19 protein-coding genes are annotated in these 22,056 nt (G+C 57.8%); 8 read left to right on the top strand and 11 right to left on the bottom strand.

Annotated elements, in window-relative coordinates; genetic code table 11:
• Positions 1-111 precede the first annotated feature (111 nt).
• The 3 genes from GRX66_RS06345 (at position 112) to cutA (ending at position 1,397) form a co-directional block, all read left to right on the top strand.
• On the top strand, positions 112-555 hold the full coding sequence (locus GRX66_RS06345) for a hypothetical protein (RefSeq protein WP_159525792.1): 444 nt from the start codon (positions 112-114) through the stop codon (positions 553-555).
• A gap of 83 nt (positions 556-638) precedes the next feature.
• Positions 639-1,007: a helix-turn-helix transcriptional regulator gene (locus tag GRX66_RS06340; RefSeq protein WP_159525791.1), complete on the top strand. Its 369-nt coding sequence runs from the start codon at positions 639-641 to the stop codon at positions 1,005-1,007.
• Positions 1,008-1,091: 84 nt separating this feature from the next.
• Positions 1,092-1,397 carry a divalent-cation tolerance protein CutA gene (cutA, locus tag GRX66_RS06335; RefSeq protein ID WP_159525790.1) on the top strand — a complete coding sequence of 102 codons (306 nt, stop codon included), beginning with the start codon at positions 1,092-1,094 and terminating at the stop codon, positions 1,395-1,397.
• Positions 1,398-1,478: 81 nt separating this feature from the next.
• Here the strand turns inward: cutA and GRX66_RS06330 are convergent, their stop codons facing one another.
• A complete protein-coding gene (locus GRX66_RS06330; RefSeq protein ID WP_233745345.1) occupies positions 1,479-2,414 on the bottom strand; it encodes a DUF368 domain-containing protein in 936 nt (311 codons plus the stop codon).
• Positions 2,414-5,749: an oligosaccharyl transferase, archaeosortase A system-associated gene (locus GRX66_RS06325; protein WP_159525789.1), complete on the bottom strand. Its 3,336-nt coding sequence runs from the start codon at positions 5,747-5,749 to the stop codon at positions 2,414-2,416. The genes GRX66_RS06330 and GRX66_RS06325 overlap by 1 nt, the downstream gene beginning before the upstream one ends.
• Positions 5,750-5,855: 106 nt before the next feature.
• Between GRX66_RS06325 and GRX66_RS06320 the strand changes: the two genes are divergently transcribed.
• Genes GRX66_RS06320 through GRX66_RS06300 form a run of 5 tightly spaced genes read left to right on the top strand, consistent with a single transcriptional unit; the run spans position 5,856 to position 10,241 of the window.
• A complete protein-coding gene (locus GRX66_RS06320; RefSeq protein WP_159525788.1) occupies positions 5,856-6,881 on the top strand; it encodes a glycosyltransferase in 1,026 nt (341 codons plus the stop codon).
• 28 nt (positions 6,882-6,909) lie between these two features.
• Positions 6,910-7,926: a glycosyltransferase family 4 protein gene (locus GRX66_RS06315; RefSeq protein ID WP_159525787.1), complete on the top strand. Its 1,017-nt coding sequence runs from the start codon at positions 6,910-6,912 to the stop codon at positions 7,924-7,926.
• Positions 7,919-8,725, top strand: coding sequence for a sulfatase-like hydrolase/transferase (locus tag GRX66_RS20265; protein ID WP_159525786.1), 807 nt, complete (start codon positions 7,919-7,921; stop codon positions 8,723-8,725). The genes GRX66_RS06315 and GRX66_RS20265 overlap by 8 nt, the downstream gene beginning before the upstream one ends.
• The gene (locus tag GRX66_RS20260) at positions 8,671-9,273 is read left to right on the top strand and encodes a hypothetical protein (RefSeq protein WP_201292941.1); all 603 of its coding nucleotides are present in this window, start codon (positions 8,671-8,673) and stop codon (positions 9,271-9,273) included. The genes GRX66_RS20265 and GRX66_RS20260 overlap by 55 nt, the downstream gene beginning before the upstream one ends.
• Before the next feature lie 47 nt (positions 9,274-9,320).
• A complete protein-coding gene (locus GRX66_RS06300) occupies positions 9,321-10,241 on the top strand; it encodes a hypothetical protein (protein WP_201292940.1) in 921 nt (306 codons plus the stop codon).
• A gap of 476 nt (positions 10,242-10,717) precedes the next feature.
• On the opposite strand, the gene GRX66_RS06295 is transcribed toward GRX66_RS06300, so the two are convergent.
• The 9 genes from GRX66_RS06295 to GRX66_RS06255 form a co-directional block, all read right to left on the bottom strand.
• Positions 10,718-11,656 (bottom strand): hypothetical protein, encoded by a 939-nt coding sequence (locus tag GRX66_RS06295; RefSeq protein WP_159525784.1) that lies wholly within the window; start codon positions 11,654-11,656, stop codon positions 10,718-10,720.
• Between the two features lie 165 nt (positions 11,657-11,821).
• Positions 11,822-13,498 (bottom strand): GMC family oxidoreductase, encoded by a 1,677-nt coding sequence (locus GRX66_RS06290; protein ID WP_159525783.1) that lies wholly within the window; start codon positions 13,496-13,498, stop codon positions 11,822-11,824.
• Positions 13,495-14,028 carry a gluconate 2-dehydrogenase subunit 3 family protein gene (locus GRX66_RS06285; RefSeq protein ID WP_159525782.1) on the bottom strand — a complete coding sequence of 178 codons (534 nt, stop codon included), beginning with the start codon at positions 14,026-14,028 and terminating at the stop codon, positions 13,495-13,497. The genes GRX66_RS06290 and GRX66_RS06285 overlap by 4 nt, the downstream gene beginning before the upstream one ends.
• Positions 14,025-14,855, bottom strand: coding sequence for a hypothetical protein (locus GRX66_RS06280; protein ID WP_159525781.1), 831 nt, complete (start codon positions 14,853-14,855; stop codon positions 14,025-14,027). The genes GRX66_RS06285 and GRX66_RS06280 overlap by 4 nt, the downstream gene beginning before the upstream one ends.
• A 235-nt stretch (positions 14,856-15,090) precedes the next feature.
• A complete protein-coding gene (locus tag GRX66_RS06275) occupies positions 15,091-16,554 on the bottom strand; it encodes a sulfatase family protein (protein WP_159525780.1) in 1,464 nt (487 codons plus the stop codon).
• A gap of 315 nt (positions 16,555-16,869) precedes the next feature.
• Positions 16,870-18,597, bottom strand: a complete 1,728-nt coding sequence (locus GRX66_RS06270) for a hypothetical protein (RefSeq protein WP_159525779.1) — start codon at positions 18,595-18,597, stop codon at positions 16,870-16,872.
• 336 nt (positions 18,598-18,933) lie between these two features.
• Positions 18,934-19,860 carry an NAD-dependent epimerase/dehydratase family protein gene (locus GRX66_RS06265; RefSeq protein ID WP_159525778.1) on the bottom strand — a complete coding sequence of 309 codons (927 nt, stop codon included), beginning with the start codon at positions 19,858-19,860 and terminating at the stop codon, positions 18,934-18,936.
• A 230-nt stretch (positions 19,861-20,090) separates the two neighbouring features.
• Positions 20,091-21,359: a glycosyltransferase family 61 protein gene (locus GRX66_RS06260; protein WP_159525777.1), complete on the bottom strand. Its 1,269-nt coding sequence runs from the start codon at positions 21,357-21,359 to the stop codon at positions 20,091-20,093.
• Positions 21,340-22,056 (bottom strand): FkbM family methyltransferase (locus GRX66_RS06255; protein ID WP_233745344.1); only part of this gene is annotated, 717 nt, incomplete at its 5' end. The genes GRX66_RS06260 and GRX66_RS06255, both read right to left, overlap by 20 nt.

Raw genomic sequence — 22,056 nt, 5'->3', positions numbered from 1 at the left:
CCCAGGACGAGCGGTCCGGCGGAACGTGGATCGGCGTCAACGAGCACCGGGTGTTCGTCGGCGTGACAACCGACGCGCGGAGGTCACGGGCGAGCGCTCGCGCGACTGCTCGTGCGGGACGCGCTCGCAGCGCCGACAGCCGACGACGCCGTCGCCGCCGTCGAGAGCGAGATCGCCGACCGCGACTACGATGGATTCCACCTCGTCATCGCTGACGACCGCGAGTGCGTCCTGTTGGAGTGGGACGGCGTCCTCCGCACTCACTCGTTCGACCCCGGGACGCACGTCGTCGTGAACGCCGGCTTCGACGACGGCACGGGGAAGTCCCGCGGTGTCCGGGCCGCGCTCACCGGACGCGACACCGCAGGCGAGTGGCTGGACGCCGCCCGCGACGCGCTGCGCGACCACACGACGGGCGCGTGCGTCCACCACGACGGCTACGGCACGCGGTCGTCGTCGCTCGTTTCCGTGGCTTCGGACGGCGACGTCACCTGGGAGTTCGCGGACGGCCCGCCCTGCGAGACGGACTACCGACGCGTCGACGCCGAGCTTTGAGAGCGGACGGACGCCGACCTCCGAGGGGTCGCTTCGAGGCGCGGACGGTCAACTTTAAACGGCATGCACCCACTGTCACGTACATGAGCGCCGAAGTCACCGAGTCGGACCTCTCCGAGGACGAACGACGAGGGCTGGAACTCGTCCGGGAGACCCGCGGCATCCACCAGAGCGAGTTCTGGAAGGAACTCGACGTGTCCTCGCGGAAGGGGAGCCGCATCGCGTCGAAACTCGAGGAGAAGGGGTTCGTAGAGCGCGAACAGACCGTCCACAACGGGAACACCACCTACCTCATCTCCCCCATCATCAACGAGCGCGAACTCGACTTCTCCCTGCTGATGGCCGGCGAGATGCTCTCCCCGTTCGTCGGCGAGGAGGAAGTCGACGCGCAGAGCGACGCGTTCTCGCAGTGGATCATGAACCTCGCGTACCAAGACGAACAGGGCCCGTAGCGCAAACTCCGTCCGACCGACGCCTCCAGTTCTCACTGCGGACTCTCCACTACAGTTTAGCGACTGGGATACCTCGGCCCCGGCATGCCGACCGTGTACATCACGACGCCGCCGGAGGCCGCGGACGACATCGCCGAAGCACTCGTCGAAGGACGCCACGCCGCCTGCGTGAACGTCGTCGACTGCCACTCGGTCTACCGCTGGGAGGGCGACGTCGTCCACGACGACGAGGCGATCCTGCTCGCGAAGACCACCGACGACGCCTACGACGACCTCGTTGCACTCGTCCAGGAACGCCACCCCTACGACGTCCCGTGCATCGAGCGGTTCGACGAAGCCGACGTCGACGCTGATTTCGGCGACTGGGTGCGGACGTCCGTCGAGTCGTAGCGGCACTCGCACCGGGCGTGAGCGCACTCGATTCGACGCTATTCGAGGGGGAACGTCGGTGCCGAGAAAGCTGGCAGCGCGTCAGTAGTCGAGGTCGTCGGTGTTCGCGTCCAGCAGGAGGACCGCGCCCGCGCCGAGGAGGCCCGCGACGACGATCGCGACCCCGCTCGCGCCGATCCACTCGGGGTTGGCATCGGTGATTCGGATTGCGGGGGCGCGCAGCGCGCCCGCCATCAACGCCACGAGGAACGTCAAGGTGGCCGCACGATAGGAGTCCAGCGCCCACTTCACGACGCGCGCGAACGAAAGCAATCCGACGAGCGCGCCGACGCTGAACACGACCAGCACCGAGACGGGACTTGAGGCAGCGCCGGCGTCGCCGGCGAGCAACGCGTCCGTCGCGTCGCTGACGGCTGTCGTCATCGTCTGGTACTTCCCGAGCGTGATGAGGATGAGCGACCCGGAGACGCCGGGCAGCACCATCGCGCAGATTGCGACCGCGCCCACCACGAACAGCACCGGGAGGCCGCCGGGGAGGACGTTCGCCTGGCCCTGCGGACTCACCACGAACGCGAAGACGAACCCCAGGACGGCGGCGGCGACGCGGCCGGGAGTGTCTAGTTCGACCTCGCCCAGCAGGACGACGACGGACGCCGCAATCAGGCCGAAGAAGAACGCGAACGTCACGCCCGGGAACTCGTTGTACGCGACGTGCACGATGTTCGCGACCGTGATGACAGACGTCAGGACGCCCACACCCAGCAGCAGGAGGAACGGCACGTCCATCCCGACGAGGGCCTCCCAGAGTTCCTCGCGGGCGTCCTGCCGGCCGAGTCGCGGCACGAGCGCGAGCAAGCCGAGAGCTTCCGCCGGTTCGAGGGCCGCGATGGCGCCGACGAGCCGCTCGTAGATACCCGTGATGAGCGCGATGGTGCCGCCGGACACGCCGGGGACGGCGTCAGCGGCACCCATGGCGGCCCCCTTCAGGTAGACGACCAGCCAGGCGCGCCCCGACATTATGCGTGTCTTCGCGCCAGCGCGCCGACGAGTGCGGGCGCGGCGAACGCGGCCGCAGCGCCGAACGGCGACTGCATCGACACCGAACCGAGTCCGGACGTCCCCGCACTCACGGAGCCGTCACCGGTCGAGTCATCCGCGGTGTCGAACGACGACGGGACGGCCAGCGACTCGCTGCCCGAGGTGTTGTTCTCAGCGCCCTCCGGTTCGTCGACGACGTGGCGCTCGAGTTCGACCGTCGAGACCTCGTCTTCGGCGCCGATGACCTGGCCCTCCGAGACGTCGACCGTGCCGTTGTACTTCACGGTCTGGAGGTCGTCAGTCGTCATGTTCCCGGACGTGACCGTGTACGGGCCGGTCGAGCGAACGGAGACGTTCGTGTGCCCGTTCTCCGGACCGTACTCGTCGTACCCGGTCGTCGAGTACGGCACCGTCAGCTCGAAGTTCCCGTTCTCGTCGGTCTCGACGCGCTGCGTGTACGGGAACGTCGGCGCGTTGCCCTCGTCGTTGCGCATCTCCGTGATCTCGAAGTTCGCGGTCACCTCGAGGGTGGTGTTCGCCGGCCCGGTTCCCTCGATTGTCGCACCCTCGACGCGCTCGAACAGCTTCACCCACGACGGATAGTACTGGGCGTTCAGCTCGCTGCGGGTCAGCCAGAGGTTCGCGGGCGCTGCACTCTCGTCGCTGACACCTACGAGCCGGTAGTTCTCGAGGGCCGGGACGTACTCGGACGGCACGTCACTGAACCCGCCGATCTGCGCGGTGGAGTCGTTCTCGACGTACGCCTCGGCTTCCGCCATGGTGTCGAACTGCTGGACGTTCGGCGTCTCCGGGTCGAAGATCGCCAGCGAGTTCGAAACGCCCCTGTACCGGCTGCCGTCCTGGTCCCAGTCGATCACGACGGGCTGGGGCGCCTTCGCGCTGCCGTGATACCGGTACAGCCGCACCATCATCGATTCGTAGTAGTCCTGCTGCTTGAGGAGCGGCGACTGCTGGAAGTAGCTCTGGAACCCACGCAGCTGGCCGTCCTCGTAGCTCCCGACCAGTGCCTGCCGGTAAAAGTCCGACGCCGAGAAGTTGTTCGGGCCGTCGTAGAACACGACGGGCGCCGAGAACTTCGACTGGCCCGACTGCAGCGACGGCAGCGGCGGCATCACCATCTTCCAGTCGACGGCGACGTACCGCATCTTCGCGTCGTCCTCCTCGTTGTTCTCGAGGACGTCCCGCGCCTCACTCTCGTCCTGCGCCAGCAGGAAGTTCGCGGCGGTCGTCGCGTGCTGCTGGAACGGGTTCGCGTGCGGGATGGTCTCGCCCTCGACGGTCATCCAGTGGCCGTAGTCCCACCAGGACATCACGCCGTACGAGCCCTCGGGGTAGTCGAAGTCCCCCGACTGACTATACGTACCGTAGTACTCCAGTTGGTCGGCGTTGCCGGCGCCACCGTAGTTGCCCTGTTCGGGCGTGTTCTGCTTCATCCACGTCATCGCGTCGTCCCAGCTGGTAACAGCGCCAGGACCGTTGCGCTTCGCGACTTCCGTGACGCTCTGCAGCGGGACCCGCTGGTTCTGCTCGTTTGTTAGTGTGATCGGCGAACTGCTACCGCGTGTGGACTCGTTGTCCGTCGCGTCCGCGACGACCGGCGCCGCGATCGGCACGAGCACCAGGAGCACGACCATCACGACCGTGCCGACCTGGTACCAGTTGATGTCCTCGATCTGGGACGCCGGTTTGTCCAGGCTGATCCCTGCCAGCACCACCTTCAGCATGTACGCGTTCAGCACAACGACCGGCACGACCAGGTAGTAGTTGAACCGCACCTGAGTGAACGCAGCTGACGTGATGAACGCACCCCAAACGACCACGAGCAGCTCCTCGCCCTCGTAGTCGCCCGTAACGATGACCGCCGCCAGCGCCACGATGACGATGCCGAGCGCGGCCAATACGCCGTCCAGGCCGACAAGCCCACCGATGAACGACGGAACGCTGGGCCACATGTGGACAATCGCGGCGACGACCACCACGACCGCTGCGCCAGCAAAGCGCTTCAGATTACCGCTGCTGAAGTGCGGACGGAGCAGAATCCACCCCGCCGCCAGCATCGCAGTGAAGAACGCCAATCCGTACTCGAGGAACACCACGCCGAACAGGTCGAGGCCGTAACGCCCGGTCCGAGAGAGGAACGGCTGTGCCTCCCCGATGGTTCGAGTTTCTGCACCGGCGCTAAAGCCGAGGAAGCGGAGTAGATTCGTCTGGATTGTCGACCAGAAGCTAGGCGCAATGACCGTGAGTACACCGATACCGACGAGGAGGATGGCGAACACGGAGACGACGTACCCGGTTTCGCTGTACTCGTAGTCGTCCCAGACGCGCGCGAACCAGGCGAGAAATACACAGCCGAACGCGACGGCGAACGAGAACGCCGGCTGGAGGAGAGTAAATCCGGACACACCGAATCCGGATTCCTCGATCGCGAGGAGCATGAGAATCCCGGTGGTCGCCATGCTGACAGCGCCGACGATGGCGACGTGATCTGGGCTCGTGTTGCCGTAGTAGTCGCTCGCGAGCTTCACGAGGTAGAACGCGCCGAAAATGCCGACCAGGAGGATGCCCGGCGGCCACATCCACATGTACGCCGCGGTAGCGACGCCGGCAACGACGCTCCATCCGACGACGCTGCGGAGACCCGCGACGTCCCGGTCGACGAACTGCTCGTAGACGGGTTTCTCGCGTTCGGCGAGTGACAGCGCGACCATCGTCCCGAGAACCGCGAGGGACATGAACAGCGGTTCCGCGCCGTTGTGGTCGGCCGCGCCGACCAAACTCCGCTGGAGGAAGTAGCCCGGGAGGAGTGCAAGGATAATCGCCGCGAATACGCCGCCGATGCGGCCGCCCATGCGCTTCCCGATGAAATACGTCGGAATCGCGAGCAGCGCGCCGAAGACGGCCGGTGCGAAGAGGAGGGTCATCGCGACCGTATTCGTAGAGGGGTCGCCGAGACCGATGACGAGGGCAGCCGTGGCGACAATCTGGTCGAAGAGAGTGCCGAACTGGCCGGAGAGCGTTCCGGTTGGGAAGCCAGTCCAAACGTCGTAGGGCATCGTCGCGGGCCAGTTCTCGACTGTGTACATCACCTGCCGGAAGTGGTAGTACGCGTCGTTCCCGGAGAAGTACACCTCGCCGTTCTGCGTGAAGTTCTCCCACGCCTGCACGCGGACCCACAGCATGAACGCGAGCACCGCTCCGAGCGCGGGAACGTGGTACCAGTCTTCGAGAGCGTCGAGAGCTGTATCGACGGATAAGGAGGGGGCTCTCGACTCCTCGGTCTTTTCGCTCATTGGGTTTAGGGACTGATAGCGCGTGAATAAGCCTTGTGAAGTTCTGGAACTGGGTGACCGCCAACACCGATGGATTTAGCAGTACCGGAGATAGATACCGGAACCAATGGAGACTGCGGTAGTTCACGACGGGACCATCCACCCAGGTGGTGCAGTGAACGTAGTCACTGAAGCCGCTCATGCCCTCGACGCAGACCTGTTCGTGGGATTTTCAGGAAAGAACCGGGATTGGTGGGAACCTCGAGTTCCGAACGAGGTGACGTTGCTACGAAGGACGTCACGAAGCGGCACGCTGAACGACATCCGAACCGCCCGCTCGATGCTCAACCTAGATTTGCAGGAATACGATGTCGTACTGTCGAGCGGTCCGGCAGCGAAATTCTTCCAGCCGTACGACGACCAGCTCCGCGTACACTACATTCACCACCCGCCTCTGGCGTCACTGTGGTTCACTGGCGGTCTATTCTCCTATCTCGTCAAGACGGTCGACCGAATCGAGACGTCCGCTACACCACACCTGGTAGCGAACAGCGAACTCACGTCTACGCGCGTTTTTCGGCATTATGGCCGGAAAGTCGATCGAGTTATTCCCCCACCGGTGGACGTGGAGAAATTCTCACTGGATGCTGAACGGGCCGGATCACAGCTAGTGATGGTCGGCCGACTCGAAAACAGGAAGCGCCCGCGCATGGCCGTCGACGCGATGCGGGAACTACCGGACTGTACGCTCAAACTGCTCGGCGACGGTCCGCTGCGCGAGGAGATCGAACAAACCGCTCCGTCGAACGTCGAGGTTCTCGGATACGTCGATGACCACCGCCTCAGGTCGACTATCGAGGAGAGTACCGCCGGGATTTTTCTGGCGGAGCGGGAGGATTTCGGCATCACGCCCATCGAGTACATGGCAGCGGGGACGCCGGTTGTCGGCGTCGACGAGCCGAACACGAACAATCAGGTCGATGATGACACTGGCGTCCTTGTGGAACCAACGCCCAAGGCCGTCGTTGCCGGAATCCGGGACGTGCTTCGGAGAGATTGGGACCGGCAGGCGCTTCAGAACCGGGCGGACGACTACGGTACGGAGCGGTTCCGGGGGGACTTGCGTGAGTTCGTTGAAACGGTGTACTTTTAACGGCTCCTTGCCAGGGTTAGGCTGACGAATGGTTCGATCGGGCTTCGAGATGCAACCCAAGCCAGTCTTCCTCTACTACGACCCACACCCAGTCCACGAGAAGATGGCGGACTACGTGGGGGCAGAGATCATACAATGTGAGACTGGCAGTCCGATCGACCGGATTCGCGCCGGAGTCAGCCACGATTTCGGTGATCGGCCCGTTGTTCTCGAAGGGGGCGTCCCCCTTGCTGAGGGGGCAGTCCTGAATATGCTGGGAACCTCGGGGCCCGTCATCGCACTCGGTGCTGACTCGACGTACCATGACATCGTCGACCCGATGCCGAGTCGCGGTCGAACGAGTCGGTTCACGCACCGGTTCGCGCAGCGGTTCGTCGACGGCACGCTCGCGGTGAGCGAACGCATCGCGACCATCGCCGAACGGTTCACCGACGGACCAGTTCGAGTAGCCCACCCGTTCATCGAGGCCGAACGGTACTCGTCGCTCCGTGAACTAAACCCGTCACTCGATGGAACGCGGATACTCTGCGTCGGAAAGTACCGAGAGAAGAACGGACAGGACGTTCTCGTGGACGCGATGGCGCGAGTAAAGGCCGACATAAGCGTCGACTTCGTCGGCCCCGACACGACGGAGATTACCGAGACGGACAAGATTACGACGCACGGGTTCGTGAGCCAACAGCGGCTCGTCGAACTCTTCGAGTCCGCGGCGCTGATGGTGTTCCCGGCGCCAGTTGGAGCGTTCCCGGTTGCGACCCTTGAGGGGCTCTGTGCCGGCCTTCCCGTCGTTACGACGCCGGGCGTCGGCACGGCTACGCTCGTACGGGGTGTGAACGGTCGCCTCGTTGCTGACCCCACACCCGTGGACGTTGCCAACGCCATCGACTGGTACTTCTCGCTTCCGACGGAGCGGCGCACGGAACTTGGTCGTCGCGCAGCGAACTACGGGTCGGGGTTCGACGAGGAGACGGGACTGGACTCGTTCGCGTTCCAGTTGACGAACCTCCTCGGTGACCTGGGCTACAATACCACCACTGATGTCTGAGAAACAAAACATTGTTCTGGTTTCGTGGGACAGCGTCCGTGCTGACCACTTGCCGATGTACGGATACGACCGAGAGACGACGCCGACGCTCAGTGAGGTGGCTGAGGAGGGATTGGTTTTCGACGACCCCCAGGTACCGGCTGTTGGCACGCCTGCGAGTTTCACTGGGATGTTTTCCGGTGAACACGCGAGCGGGAGCATGGAGTATCCGAACCCCCAGCACTGGCGGGAGGCCAACGAGGGTCGGAGATTCCTCCAGGAGTACCTCCAGGAGGAGGGCTATTACACGGGTGGCTTCCACTTCAACGCGCTCGTGAGTTCCTCGTTCGGCTGGGACCGCGGCTGGGACGTCTACGAGGACCACATGTGGGACGAGGACGACAGCACTGACTCCGGCTGGAAGAAACGCGTCTACGAAGCGCTCCAGAAGGTAGACTTAGCGAACTTCGCCGTCGACCTCAAACGGATGGCCGGAGGGAAGGAGCCGCCACACTGGGAGAAGATGTGGGACGACATCGCCAAGTTTGTAGAAGAGGCACCGGAGCCGTTCTTCCTATGGGTGTTACTGATCGATACGCATCACCCGTACTATCCACCCCCGAAATATCACGAGTGGGAGCAGCCCGGCGTTCGCTCGACGTACGCCTGGAATTACGCAATGCGTCGCTACCGAGGTTTGGTCGGCGAACGCCGGCAAAAATCATCAACGCGTACGACAACACGATTCGGTACGCGGATGCATTCGTGGAGCAGCTCCGCGAGAAACTCGACGAAGAAGGCTACGGTGGGGATCCGTTGATTGTCCACAGCGACCACGGTGACGAGTTCGGCGAGCACGCCAACTACGGCCATCGCCCGCTGATGTACGATACAGTCACGCGTGTGCCTCTGGTGATGGAGAACGTTGGTGAGGCCGGCAGGGTCGGTGGTCCGACGTCCCTATTGGACTTGGGGAGCACCATTCTTGACATTGCTGGTTCAGATGAGCGACCCGGTGATCGGCCTTCGCTGCTGAGCGAGGAGCGGGTCAATCACGAAGCCGTGACCGTGCAAAATGTGATGGATGATGGTGAAAGGATGGCTGCCGCTGTCGGTGAAGACTGGAAGGCGTTGTACCACCCTGAAGGCGACTGGGGCGCAAAGGAGTTTCCGGAGGAAAGCTGGGAGGCTTACGACCGTTCTGTCGATCCCATAGAACAGGAGGACCGCTGGGGAGAACACCCAGTAGAAGTTGAGGAAGCGCTAATAGAACAACTGAGCGCGGACATATCGAGTGTGTCTACTGGGGATGACAACCTCGACGAAGAAACCGAAGAACGATTACGGGAACTCGGATACATCGAATAATGACCATCGACTCAAGTAATTGGACCAAGATTGGGGTCGAAGTATAAATGACACTGTCTGACTGGTTCAGTGAGACGACTGAGCGGTTCAAGCGAGAAGGTTTTCGCCGCGGCGTCACTGAGGGCGCTTACGAATTGTATATCGGCGGCCTTCGAAGAGTAAACCGCGTTTATCCCAAGGGGACGAATGTATTCGAAAAGGAGTGGGATCTACTGATTCTCTTAGACGGCTGTAGGGTGGACCTTGTAGAAGAAGTCGATGACGAGTACGGCTGTCTCGATTCGGCAGGAGCACTCACGTCGGTGGGGAGTTCGTCACTAGAATGGTTGGAACGGACATTCACCACCGACCATGAATCAGAGATGCAGTCGACTGCGTATGTGACGGGGAATCCGTTCAGTTACCGAGTCCTCAATTCTGAAGACCTCCAGGTTTTCGATGAAGTTTGGAAGTACGCTTGGGACGACGACCGAGGGACAATTCCGCCACGTCCAATCACCGATCGAGCGATTACAACCGCCCGAGAAGAGAACCCGGACAGGATGATTGTTCATTATATGCAGCCACACCTTCCGTCGGTACCGAAGCCACTGAGCGAAGGCATGAACAAGGAGACACTCGGCCAAGGCGCTGGATGGGAATCCCCATGGAAACGTCTTCGTCGGGGCGAACTAGACCGTGAAACGGTCTGGGAAGCTTACCGGACGAACCTCGACTACGTGCTTGAGGACGTAGAATTACTGCTCGAAAACGTCAATGCGGAGCAAGCCGTCATTAGCGCCGACCACGGAAATGCCGTAGGTGAATGGGGAATCTACGGCCACCCTCGTGTCCCCCTATCGGTCGTTCGTGAGGTCCCGTGGTACACGACCAGCGCGTCCGATGAGGGGTCGTACGAGCCAGATATGGAGCCCGGTCACCGTGAGGGAGACGTCGAGAACAAGCTCGCAGCGCTTGGCTACCTCTGATGGATGCGCTGCCAGGGAGCACACACCCCCAGCCTTTTCAGTCCCTAGTGGCCGCGGATTCGTTCTCGCAGTTGCGGTAGTCCCCGGTGAGTTTCGATGAGTCGAGTAGGACATCTGCGATACGCTCAGCTGACTCGCCGAGGAGATACGGGTCGGCGACGAATCGTTCGAGACTGTCGTCCGCAACCCTCTCCGCGAAGTCCTTCGGAAGGAGGTGCTGCTGGTCGTGACTATATCGGATAAAGTTGGAGTTCGCGGGTATAACCTTGTGCAGTGAATTGGTTCTATCTAGTTACTATTTGAGAGAGGTTTCAACTTCAGATGGGGTCAGTTTGGGATATCAGATCGATATTTTGCTTCAAATTGATTTTAAATAATTAAAAATTATCTTCGCTTGGTATTTCTTTAGTGAAATTGGCTCAAACCGAGTTAGTCATTGAGACCTGTTCTAAGCCCCCGTTTCTACTCAAATAGTCTTAGGTCCGGTACCCAAGTGCTTCCAACTGCTGTTTGATACTATCGGTCTCCATATCCATGCCTTCTGGTTTGTCGGCAGCGACGATATCTCGCCGTTGCTCGGAGTCAATAACCAACCACGGCACCTCAACTAACTCCGGCATCCGGATATGACTGTAGTGACCATATTTGAAATTCCGTCGGTGTGAGAACGGCCACCGTGGGTGCAGAACTGAATTTACCAAACCAATGCCTTCACCAAGCAGTTCACCGTGGTCAGCCGTCACGACGGTTTTACCATCAAGATTTTCTACTAATTTTTCTACATGATTGAGAACGTTGGTAACATTTTCTTCATACACCTGTCGAATTTCCGACTCCGATACATCTCCTCTTCTTACGGCATCGAAATTACGGTAGGGGGAGTCTGCTGGAATCCGCTCGCCGTCGCGCAATAGAAATGGCGTATGCGGCTGTAAAAAATGGACAATCAGACGCTTATCTGGATATTTTTCGTTCTGAGATAATGCTTCTTGGACGACTGTTGTTGGCTCAACGACATCGTAGCGATCCTGGTCGGAGCTTTTCCAGAGCCCCACGAGTTTGAACACGTCTAGTCGGTCAACGTTCTCACCGACAACTGCGTTTGCGGCGACATAGACGGAATCGTATAATTGTCTGTTCTCAAAATTCTGTTTCAAAAATGACCAAGTGACTGCTGCCTGTGAGGTACGACGTTCGAGTCGTCCGGAAAGGTTGTTGACAGACTCGAAAGCATCGTATCGGCACGCGTCAAGGATAATGAGGTTATCCCAGTCTTCCTCAACTACGTTGACTCCTTCTTTAGGGCCCTGGAGTCGTTTTACGAGACCGTAGCCAGCCCAGTCCCGAGCCCTGCTTAATACCTCTCGGAGACCCTCCTCGCGATAGATATCAGCAACCTTTCGAATTGGTAGCATTGTCTGGAATTTAATCACACCGCTGATAACTGTTTACATCTACGGACCGGCAAATCGCTACTTGTGGCATATTTATTTTTACAACAGCCTGTCTATGAAACGCTGCCTGTATTAGAATTGCACCTAACTCCACTGGTATGTCAAATAATTTGCCCGGTTTAAATTTTAGGAACTCAACTTATTATCTATGTGATCGGCAGCTTTTAATGAAAGCGCAGCGATAGTTAATGTCGGTGCGGTTGCTCCGGAGGTCGGGAAAACACTACTTGAACTGATCCAGAGATTGCTGAGATCATGGGTCTGCAGACTAGCATTTACAACGCTCTCGGATGGATCTGACCCCATCCGCGTCGTCCCGTTATGATGGTTCGCTAATCGCTGGCTTTCTGGGTCCGAGATTGACGTGATTTCGGCTCCTATCGTGTCCATAATCTCCTTCATTATCTCAATAGCGCGCTCTCCTGTCTCAACGACGTGGGGTCCGATATCAAACTCTATATGTGGCACCGGATTCCCGTGGTTGTCGGTCTTTGAGCGATCAAGTGTCACGGTACTATCCGCATGTGGTATCGTTTCGAGGCCTGCCGTGATCCGGATCGTCCGATTGTCGGTAGCGTGTTGGGTTTCATCCAAGAGTGCATCGCCCCACGAACCGCCATAAATCGGTTCCTTATAAATCTGCTCGCGACTGCTGTGTCCACCAGTTAACGCGGTTTCTACTGGCGACTGAGGATCAACGTTGTCAAATCGTAACTGGATGGTTCCTGGCGTGGGGTCGTCGTGATCGTAGAACTCATCACTGCACATCGTCGTGTATCCGATGGGAGTCTTGTTTGCAGTCTCGTCGATCCTGGCGGTCACACTAACTGAAGAGTCCGAAAACAGGTATTTTCCGACAGTTCCACTCCGATTGGCGAGGCCGTTCGGGTACTCGTCGGACTCGGACAGTAGCAGCAGTCGAGGTGTTTCGATACCCCCACAGGCGATGACAAACTGTTGAGCAGTCTGACGGTGAACCTCCCCGGATGGCGTCGCATACTCAACTGCGACTACTGAGGTGCCATCGTCGTCGTGCTCAATAGACTGTGCCGGTGCCCGGTCGATTACCCTCGCACCAGCGGATTCAGCTTGCCGAACGTGTACGTCCCCGGAGTATTTTGCGCCTGACGGGCAGACAGGCGTGCACGTGCTGAACCCGACACACTGTGAACGACCATCGCGCACCTCGGAATTGATCGCAAGCGGGAAGCTGTGGGTTCTAATACCCAGTTCCTCACAGGCTTCCTGAAACAATCTATCGGACGGGCTGTTCGGATGTGCTGGCATCGGTGCGTCCTGCTCACGGCTAATAAACGGATTATCGTCCCCTCCTGCGACGCCGAGTTCACGCTCAGCGGAGGCATAATACGGGCGGAGATCTGCATAATCGATAGGCCAGTCTGCGGCGAGTCCATACCGAGACTGCATATTGAAGTCCTTCTCGTGAAGCCGGAGTGCACCCCCGCTCCAGTGGAGTGTGGTCCCCCCGATTCCCTTCACACGTTGGAGATTCAGATTAGCCGTGATTCCATCCGGTAACGACTTGGTGTATTGGTCACGCTCACCTCCCATTTCCCACACGTCGGTGCGGTCGTGTTCCGGGCGGAGTGCCTTCTCAAGGCGAGCCATCACTTTGCTCCTTTCGAAACGCGGACCGGCATCCAGAATAACGACATCATGACCGGCGGTCGCGAGTGAATGGGCGACGAGACCGCCAGCGACACCGGCTCCCACTACGCAGACATCAGCGTGGTCAGAGGGTGTCCGATCAGGGGCCTCACCCTCGCTGTCCCTCCCGATCATTCTGTTTCCGTCTGAAACGTGGCAAATCCACCCGCATATCCCTTTGGATTGTCGATACCGAACAGTTCTGCCCCCTTCGGCGTAGTGAACAGCGCGTACAGAAGGCCATTAACGAGGAAATATCGCACACGTTCCGGGATCGTCCCGTCAGGATTCGACTGAGCCCGATTGACACCAAGTGCTCGTAGCATGTCGTCACGAGTCTTTCGGGACTCAACGTTAGCGAAGGCGGTACTGAACTGGCGTTTACTCGCTGTATTGAGATCGCGGATGGCACGGACCGCCTCCGCTCGCAGTTCGGCCGGCATCGACGAATAATATGTTTCGATAAACTCGGGTGAAACCGTCACCTCAGATGGATACACGACATCTGCGACGGCCTCCGCAGTTTCGATATCGATCCGATTCAGTTGCTGCTCAGCCTCTTGATCGTCCAGGCGTGTCGCCAGTTCTGATACCGTTACTGAACCTAACCCGGCGACTGTGCCGGCTGCCAACGCCTCAAGTGCGTCCCGACGAGTTAGTCTCATTGGGAAACCTCGCCTCCTGTTTTATGTAACCAAACGAACCTGTACCCGACGACGGTAAGTACAATTGCGCCCAGTAGTACCTGTGCCCGCCGACCGCCTTGTGCGAACACTGCTGGCGAAACGAACTCGTATACAAACTCGATCCCCAATCGTCGAAAAATAAACGGCGTCTCGATGCGTTCCCGTATCCGGAAGCCAAGGCTTCCGATCAGTGCCAGCACTGGCCAGAGAACAGTGATAGTAACTACCCACCACGATAGTGGATCTATTTTAGTGGACACAATCTGCCGTCCCTTGGGAAGCTGTTCGGAACGGATTCCAATCAGAACGAACGGGATGGCCACCAGCGCACCCAGCAGATAGCTGATGGCAGTAAATACAAAAGTAGGATAGAACGGAAAGCGGCCGAGGAGTTCTTGACTCCATGCATAGAATGAGGCAGCAAATAGCGCCGCAAGCAGGACAGCAGCAAACAGCTTCAAAACTGACTTGATGCGGATCTCGCTCCCGAACCATTCGATGTTGTCCTGGATGAAAATATGGCACAGTACACCAACGCCGAGAAACGTCAAACTCACAAAGAGAGTCTCGGGTCCAACAGTCAGTCGCAGCACGTCGGTAATCACCGATCCCACTCCGACACCGGCGGCTGCAGATGGACCAAACAAAACACCCAGAACTACTGCGACAGCTACGACAGTATTAATCAACAGATACTCGTCAACGATAATCGTCGCAAACAACCAGTCCGTTACAAACGTAATGGCTGCCGCGGCTAAAAACAGAGTAATTGCTTCTTGAAAGAATCCAGTTCTCTGACCGAACATAGCTTTTAAACTAATTGAGATGCAGATATATTTTGTGACTCTGAACCAGTTGTTGTTCGTTCCTATGCTGTCCGCTCCGGGCGTGGCATTTCCCCACAGTTGATCGTGGACCCTCCTACTTCAGCTACGGACCTTCGTGACGGACTGGCATTCCACGTTCGGTTGAGCCCTCTCAACAGTGAACTGAATGAATGCAGTCGCATACAACAACGAAACTAGCTTCCGGGTATCTGAGTTAAAAATATCCCAGCTCCCGTAACTGGTCTTCCGGCGGCTCGAAGTCGATCCGTTCCCGGGGCGTGTCCGGAAGCCCGTCGACATACGCTTGCATTTTTTCCTCCAGCTCGTCGGCAACGTCCGGATGAGTCTGTATGATGTTGTTTGTTTCTCCGGGGTCCCCGGTTAAATCGTACAACTCCTGATCGTCGCCGTGGGGAATGCCGCAGAATCTACACTCGGTTCGTTCCCCGATCCGTTTTATATATTTGTAGTCGGCCGTCCGGATCGCGCGCTTGCGTGACTTGTGCTTCGATTCCATATACACCGCATCCCGTTCGAGTTCGCGACTCCCGTCCTCGTCGGGGGCTAGCGACTGGCCGTCGAACTCCTCGGGCTCGTAATCGGTTTCCAACAGATCGAGCACCGTCGGCACGATGTCGAAGTGCTGAACAAAGCCGGATTCGCTGCCCGAGAAGCCAGGAGCCTTGATCGCCAGCGGGACGTGCGTCGATACGTCGTAGAGGCCGTGATGTTCGAACAGGATCCCGTGTTCGGTCAGACTCTCGCCGTGGTCTGCGGTGAGGACAATGAGCGTTTCTTCGTACTCTCCTTGCTCTTTGAGGTGATCGATCAACCGCCCGAACTCTTTGTCAGCATACCAGGCTCCCGCGTCGTACAATCGCTTAACGTCTCCGATTGTGTCGGCGTGTCCGACAGCACGTTCCAGTTCCTCTGCCCACCGGCTTCCGCGGATCGGTTCGATCGCCTCGTCGAGTTTCACGTCCCCGTCCTCGTACGTTCGTTCTTGAATGAACTCCGGCGGGGTTACAGTCGGGTTGTACGGGATGTGTGCATCCCAGTAGTGAGTATTGAGATACCACGGGCCCTCGACTCCCTCAAGCAGATCTATGGCCGTCTCCGTGGTGCTCTTGGCAGACGGGTAGAATCGCTCTAACTCCCGCTTCATAAGTCGCTCATCCGTGGTGACGCTCTCGCCTTGTAGAGACAAGTACAGCGAGAGGGTTTCGTCATATACCGTCCGAATCATCTCCGGCAATGGACCAGGCAACGATTCGACTGCTCCTGATAGAGCGCTCATCGCTGACCCTTTCGACCACTCGTTGGGGTTCACGTACCTGTCGTACCCTCGTTCGTGCCAATTTCGCTTCCGATTGACCCCAAGCGTGGTATGTGTCGGTTGCAACCGCTCGGCAAGCGGCACCGTTGAGGCGACTTGCTCGAGATTTGCCTTGCTGATTTTCGCGCCGTGATTGGTGATCCCGTGCCGCGTCGGGTACATTCCCGTCATAATCGTCGTCAGGCATGAGTCGGTGACGTTCGAACACGAGAAGCAGTTCGTAAACCCTTCACCATCTTCAAAAATTTCGTTGATATTTGGCGTCAACGCAGCTGAATCACTTGAGGTAATCCGGTCAAACCTCAAAGCGTCGAAGACGACGAGTAAGACGTTCTCTGGCATATCCCCTGGTGAACTGTGCACGTACTTTAGTATACGGATATGATTTTCACCGACGGAATATAGCCTGTGATAGCTACTGCGGTGCAGAACGTAAATCGAAAATGAATCGGTTCTGTTCCAAGATGGGGGTAGAGTTTAGTATCAGTTGATACCTGTGCCGAAAGGGGGTGCCTCTGGTGTCTCCACGAGGCATCCCATGCATGCTGATCCCGAATATCTGTAGGACGAGTTCGAGGAGACCGCTATCAGCATTCGGGTCGGCCTTACCCGCCAGTTGTGGTCGACTGAGCGCGGTCGACCGCTCGTTCGTGACCCTCAGTTCGGGACTTGGTCGTCAGCCTGAATAATCGCTGAAATACGTCCGGACGGATCGCCGGCAAGATAGTTTTTTCGGACGAAGTCGGTCTCGGCTTCGGCCAGTTCCCCGACGCGATCAGCAGTAAGCGTGGCGAAGAACTTGTTCATTTCGTCGTTCGTCCTGAGTACAGGGACTGGTCCGTGCGTCGCGTACGGACGTGCTCTGATGAGTGGCGACCACACGTTGACACAGACACAGGGGGTACCGAGGACCATAGACTCTAGGCCGACGTTTGAGTTTATTGTAACGACTACGTCTGCACCCGTCACGTACCCATAAATGTCGTCCTCCGCAATCCGGACTCGGAACGGATACTCCGAGACAGTCGACACGTAGAACGAGGTGGTTTCGTTGGGGTGTATTTTGATTACCACATCGATCGGCTCTGGCGTTTGTTGCAGTGATTCGAGGACATCCTCGATGAATCTACGCCGGATCGGATCTGAGAACGGCTGCGTTGCGACCACGATCCGGATCGCGTCGGACTGCCAATCGTCTACCGGCGTTACGTCGCTGTGCGACAGTTCGACAAGCTTCGGCCGCCCTGCTGGCACGACATTGTCGGTAGTTGAAAGTTGGTCGGAACGCTGGAGGTGGGTGACGATGTGATCGCCGGGAACGAAATGAACGGTCTCAGACGGTGGTGTCTTTTCGTAGCCGTTGGTGCCGGAATGTGGGACGTGGTATGTGTCAACGCCAGCCTCGATAGCTGCGTAGAGAATCGCCTGCTGACGCGAGCCCAGCGAGCCGACGACGAGTTGTTCGGGGTCGAGATCAGCGAGCATTTGTTCGGCTATGACGGTGTTAGCCAGCGCGGGTATATGCTCAGCGAAGAGGTTTCCGAGCAGGTAGGTAACCGTCTGTGGCATCTCAACGCCAAACTCCGTCCTCACACGTGACTGAACGTCGACATCGAACGACCGTCGAATCAGTACGGCGTAGGTGAGTCCGATGCCGCGTCGGATCGTCTCGACGATCCGTCTCGGTGTTGTGAAATAGTCCAGCGGAGTCGGATCGTACGCGTCGACATCTGCGTACCTGTCTTTGCGGTGACGGAGCCAAGAGATCGTCGAGGTCGGAAGCACGACCTCGTATTCGCCCTCAAACTGATCGAGGACGGGACGGATGTTGTCGAACCGGTTCACGTGAGGAACGAACACTGTCTCAGTCGGATCGGGCTCGCGGCGTGTTCGCTTCCAAACGATAGAAAGCAGCTGGTCGGCGAGAAGTCGAAAGTAGCCGTAGATGCCGATGAGAAACCCGAGTATCGTCCGGTGGAACCCAAACCTCGCTGTGTTTTCGACGGTAACAGAGTGTTTTGACGCGACATCAGAGACCACTGCTTGGTAATTTTCCGCGAGGTTGTGACAGCGAAGCTCGTCGTAATCGTTCTGATTGAGACGCTCCTCGAGCAGAGTATAGAGGACAACCAGATGTGGAAGCGCCATCGGCGGTGTCTGGTTCTGAGCGAACAGAAACGCCAAATGGATCCGAACAACGCCGTACAGCGGAAGGTCGGCGATCCGACCAGGATCGGCCTCTATGAGCGACCTGAAGACACGCTCGAACGCTACTGCAGGAACCTCCTGTAGGGCAGACTCGATGACGAATGTGTCGCAGCCCTCGGCGACCGCGTCGACATCAGCCTGGTTTTCGACGATATAGAGTTTCGTTTCCGAGTTCATTGTCGGTGGTCTGTTCGATTGAACGTTTTTTCCGGCACATTTATAGCGTTCGATCCGACCGACTGGTCCTCGCTGACTCTATCCCTGAATCCGGTTGTTGAGACGGCTCACTGACCGCTCGACGGGGTACCACCGGTATCTGGAGTTTGTCTCCGCTGCCACTCACCACGACTGCTGACCGTATTCGCCCCCTTCGGTTCGCACATCTGTTGAGATGAAGCACTCGCGTCTGTGAGTTTCAGTGACCCTATCAGGTGGTCGAACCGACGAGTAAGGACCCTGTCGTCGTTCATTACGGTTACAGTCCGATCTGTCGACCGGGCGCACCAATCGACGTCAGTTTCGCTCAGCGCGTATCATCTCGGTAAGACCGTCTTCGAGATTCGTCGATGCGGACCACCCAACGTCCTTCTGTATCTTCGACGCGTCGCCGAAGATGCCGTGTTGGTCCCCCGGTGTCCCGGTTGTCACTTCGATCGGGAAGTCGTCGTATTCCGAACACTCTATCATCGTGTCGAGCAGTTCCCGTACCTCAGTTTTGTTTCCTGTTGCGACGTTGTACACCTGTCCGTAGGCCGCCGTTTCGTCAACCACAGCTGTGAGCGCATCGACGACATCGTCGATGAAGACCAGGTCGCGGAATCGATCGAGCGATCCCTTTACGAGGATCTCGTCTTCCTCGAGGAGGAATGTCAAATAAATGCTCACCATCCCCTGTTTCATATTATTCAGATTCTGGCCAGGACCGTAGACGCTGAATAGTCTGAGGATGGTCGTGTTCATCCCCAAATTGTCAAAAAGCGACACGTACGCTTCCGCCGCGAGTTTCCCGGCGGCGTAGTATGTCTTCGGGTCCGTCGGGTGTGTCTCGTTGACCGGCAGATACTCCGTGTCACCGTATACACTCATCGAACTCGAATAGACGAACCTGTCTACGCTGTGGTTGTTACACCACTGTAGGAGGTGGAACGTGCCAACCATGTGGCTTCTGAAGTCGCCGACCGGATCGTCAAACGAGGCCTCACCCGAGGACTGTGCAGCCAGATGAAACACGATGTCAACATCGGATGGAAGGCTGTCGTACACCGACTCGTCGGCGATGCTCCCTTTGATGAGCGTGGCATCCGCTGGTACGTTCTCTGCACTCCCCGTCGAGAGATCATCCAGTACGATTACCTCAGAGTGGTCTTCGAGAAGACGACTGACCAGATGTGAGCCGATGAAGCCAGCACCTCCCGTGACGAGAATGGAGCCCTCAGACATTGTACAATTCCGACGGGACGCCATATTAAAACGTTTTCTTTTTGGAGTCTGTGTGGATAGTCTGTCCGCAACGAACAGTCGACACGGGTCTGTGTTCATTTCATGAGACGCTTGGAATCTGGTTGCTCAACTGAAGTCGCCGTCGGTGTACTCAGCCGCCTCAATAGGTGAGTCGACCGTCGGAAAGGCCAACCGTCCTGCGGTTCCGATTTAGTACACCGCTACTCCTTCTATGTATCTGTGTCTCTTATTGACTGCTGGACGACATCTCGGACTTCGTCCGTATCAACTAGGATATTCTTGTTTCGGGTTGGCCTGTATGAAACCCCTGGTGGGTTTTCACCCTCAATAAAGTCGTATTCGTGTCCAAACTCGTTTGCCGTTATGTAGAACACCGGTCGCACCTCGTTTTTCGGGAATATTTCTACGACCGTAGCGTCACTGGCATAAATCATATCCGCCATCCCGGAGCCGTGTGGACCGAGTATGAACTCCGCGCTATCGTAAATATTGATGAGCTCTCTCATACTGTATTCCTCCGGTCTGATCGTCTCAAATTCGAACGGGCGTAGCGTATCTTGCAGTTCGTCGAAATTGACTATTTTTCTACGCTTTTGTCCCTGTCGAGAAAGGAATAGGCGTGGACCCACATCCGGTGTTCCGTCAATCTTAACACCCGCTTTCAGCCGATCACGAACCCACTGCCTCCCGGATGGGTTGAAATCGCTGCCGAAGCTGTGGATCAAGTATAGCCGGGGCAAGACCAGCCTCTCAGCTCTCGACACACCGCCATTCCAATACACCCAGTCCTCCTCTGAAAAGCCCATGATCTGCAACGCCTCCTTAGCCCACTCTGGAAGATCGGGGCGGATTAGGAGCTTCGCGTCCGGAGCAGTTTCTTGTTCGAGCGCCCGTAGTCTGGGCAGGTCTTCAAGAAACCACGCCCCGTAATTAACGTGTTCGTCCGATTGTCCGTGCCGCGGGACCATATTGATGATCGTCCCGTACTCCGGGGGTTCAGACGGTCGGTCACCGCCGAGTAGTAGTTCCTGTACAGTCTTCGCTGTGCCCAGTGTCTTCCACGTATCCCGCGTTCGCTCGTAAGCAGTATTCTTCGTTCCGAGCTCATCGAAGAGAGTCTCACCTCCAGAGGTCTGTGAGATAGCATACGGACCGACCAGGCGCGCATCTGATAGTTCTTGCACAAATGGTCGTGGACTTCGGTGGACGCCGGTCAGGTGTTCGAACGTCTCCGGTATCCGCCCGGTGTACGGTGGCGATATCTCCAGACTAGTTTCGGAGCCGTAGAACCACTTTTGATACGCTTCGGATCCCTGGTCCGTGGATCGATCAGCCAACTCGTCGTTGGTAACACTAGTCTGCATCACGACAGCAATCGTTATCTCGTGGAGTAGTTGCTCTGCGAGGTACTGTGGTCCCTCTCGTAGCAGCGGGATTACCCCTTCTTGTCTGTACTTATTAATCGCTTTGTTGATCATACTCGGCCAAAACCATCTCGATGTCACTTAATCCGGGCGATTCACCGTAGTTCGGCGCAAAGGCCTCGTCTGTCTGGATTACCTGTACATCGTATCCCCGTTGTTCAAGCATTTTTACCACTGTCTCGGTCGGTTTCTCTCCACGTCGCTCAGGACCACAGTTTACTATAATCTTTTTTGCATCCGGGGCTCCCTCTAGCACCTCAGGCTCAACACCTTCTGCCTCGATTTTTAAAACATCGATGGAGTCGACGCCTGCTTCTGCGCAGATCGAGGAAATGGTGCGTCCCGGAACTTCTACCTCCTTTCCGGTCGGTAGTATGTCCGGTTCTAGGAGCGATGTATCACTGGGATAGTGCGAGAGCTGTATTGATAGCGGCTCATCCCTGTTCCAGGCTGCGACTGGGTAAACCGTAATCGTGGGTGAATTTGCGACGTTCCGCTGCAGACAGTCGTTTATACTGGCGTAGGGATCTATTGCAATCACTTTTGACGCGGTTTCAGCGGCGTACAGCGAGAACTGCCCGAGGTAGGCACCAACATCGACGACAACATCCCCCGGATCAATCTCGTAGTTGAGTGTATACGCACCAGCTTGTCGACATCTGTTTTCTCGGCTTCCGTGGTGGAGCTGCCACATATTTGGGACGGACACCACCCGACGAGTGCGTACGTCGTACATAGATATGTGTCCGTC

Origin of the sequence: Halobacterium bonnevillei, from assembly GCF_009831555.1 — an archaeon.
Taxonomy (GTDB): domain Archaea; phylum Halobacteriota; class Halobacteria; order Halobacteriales; family Halobacteriaceae; genus Halobacterium; species Halobacterium bonnevillei.
The sequence above is the reverse complement of the archived record's forward strand: the minus strand, read 5'-3'. Positions and strand labels throughout refer to the sequence as shown.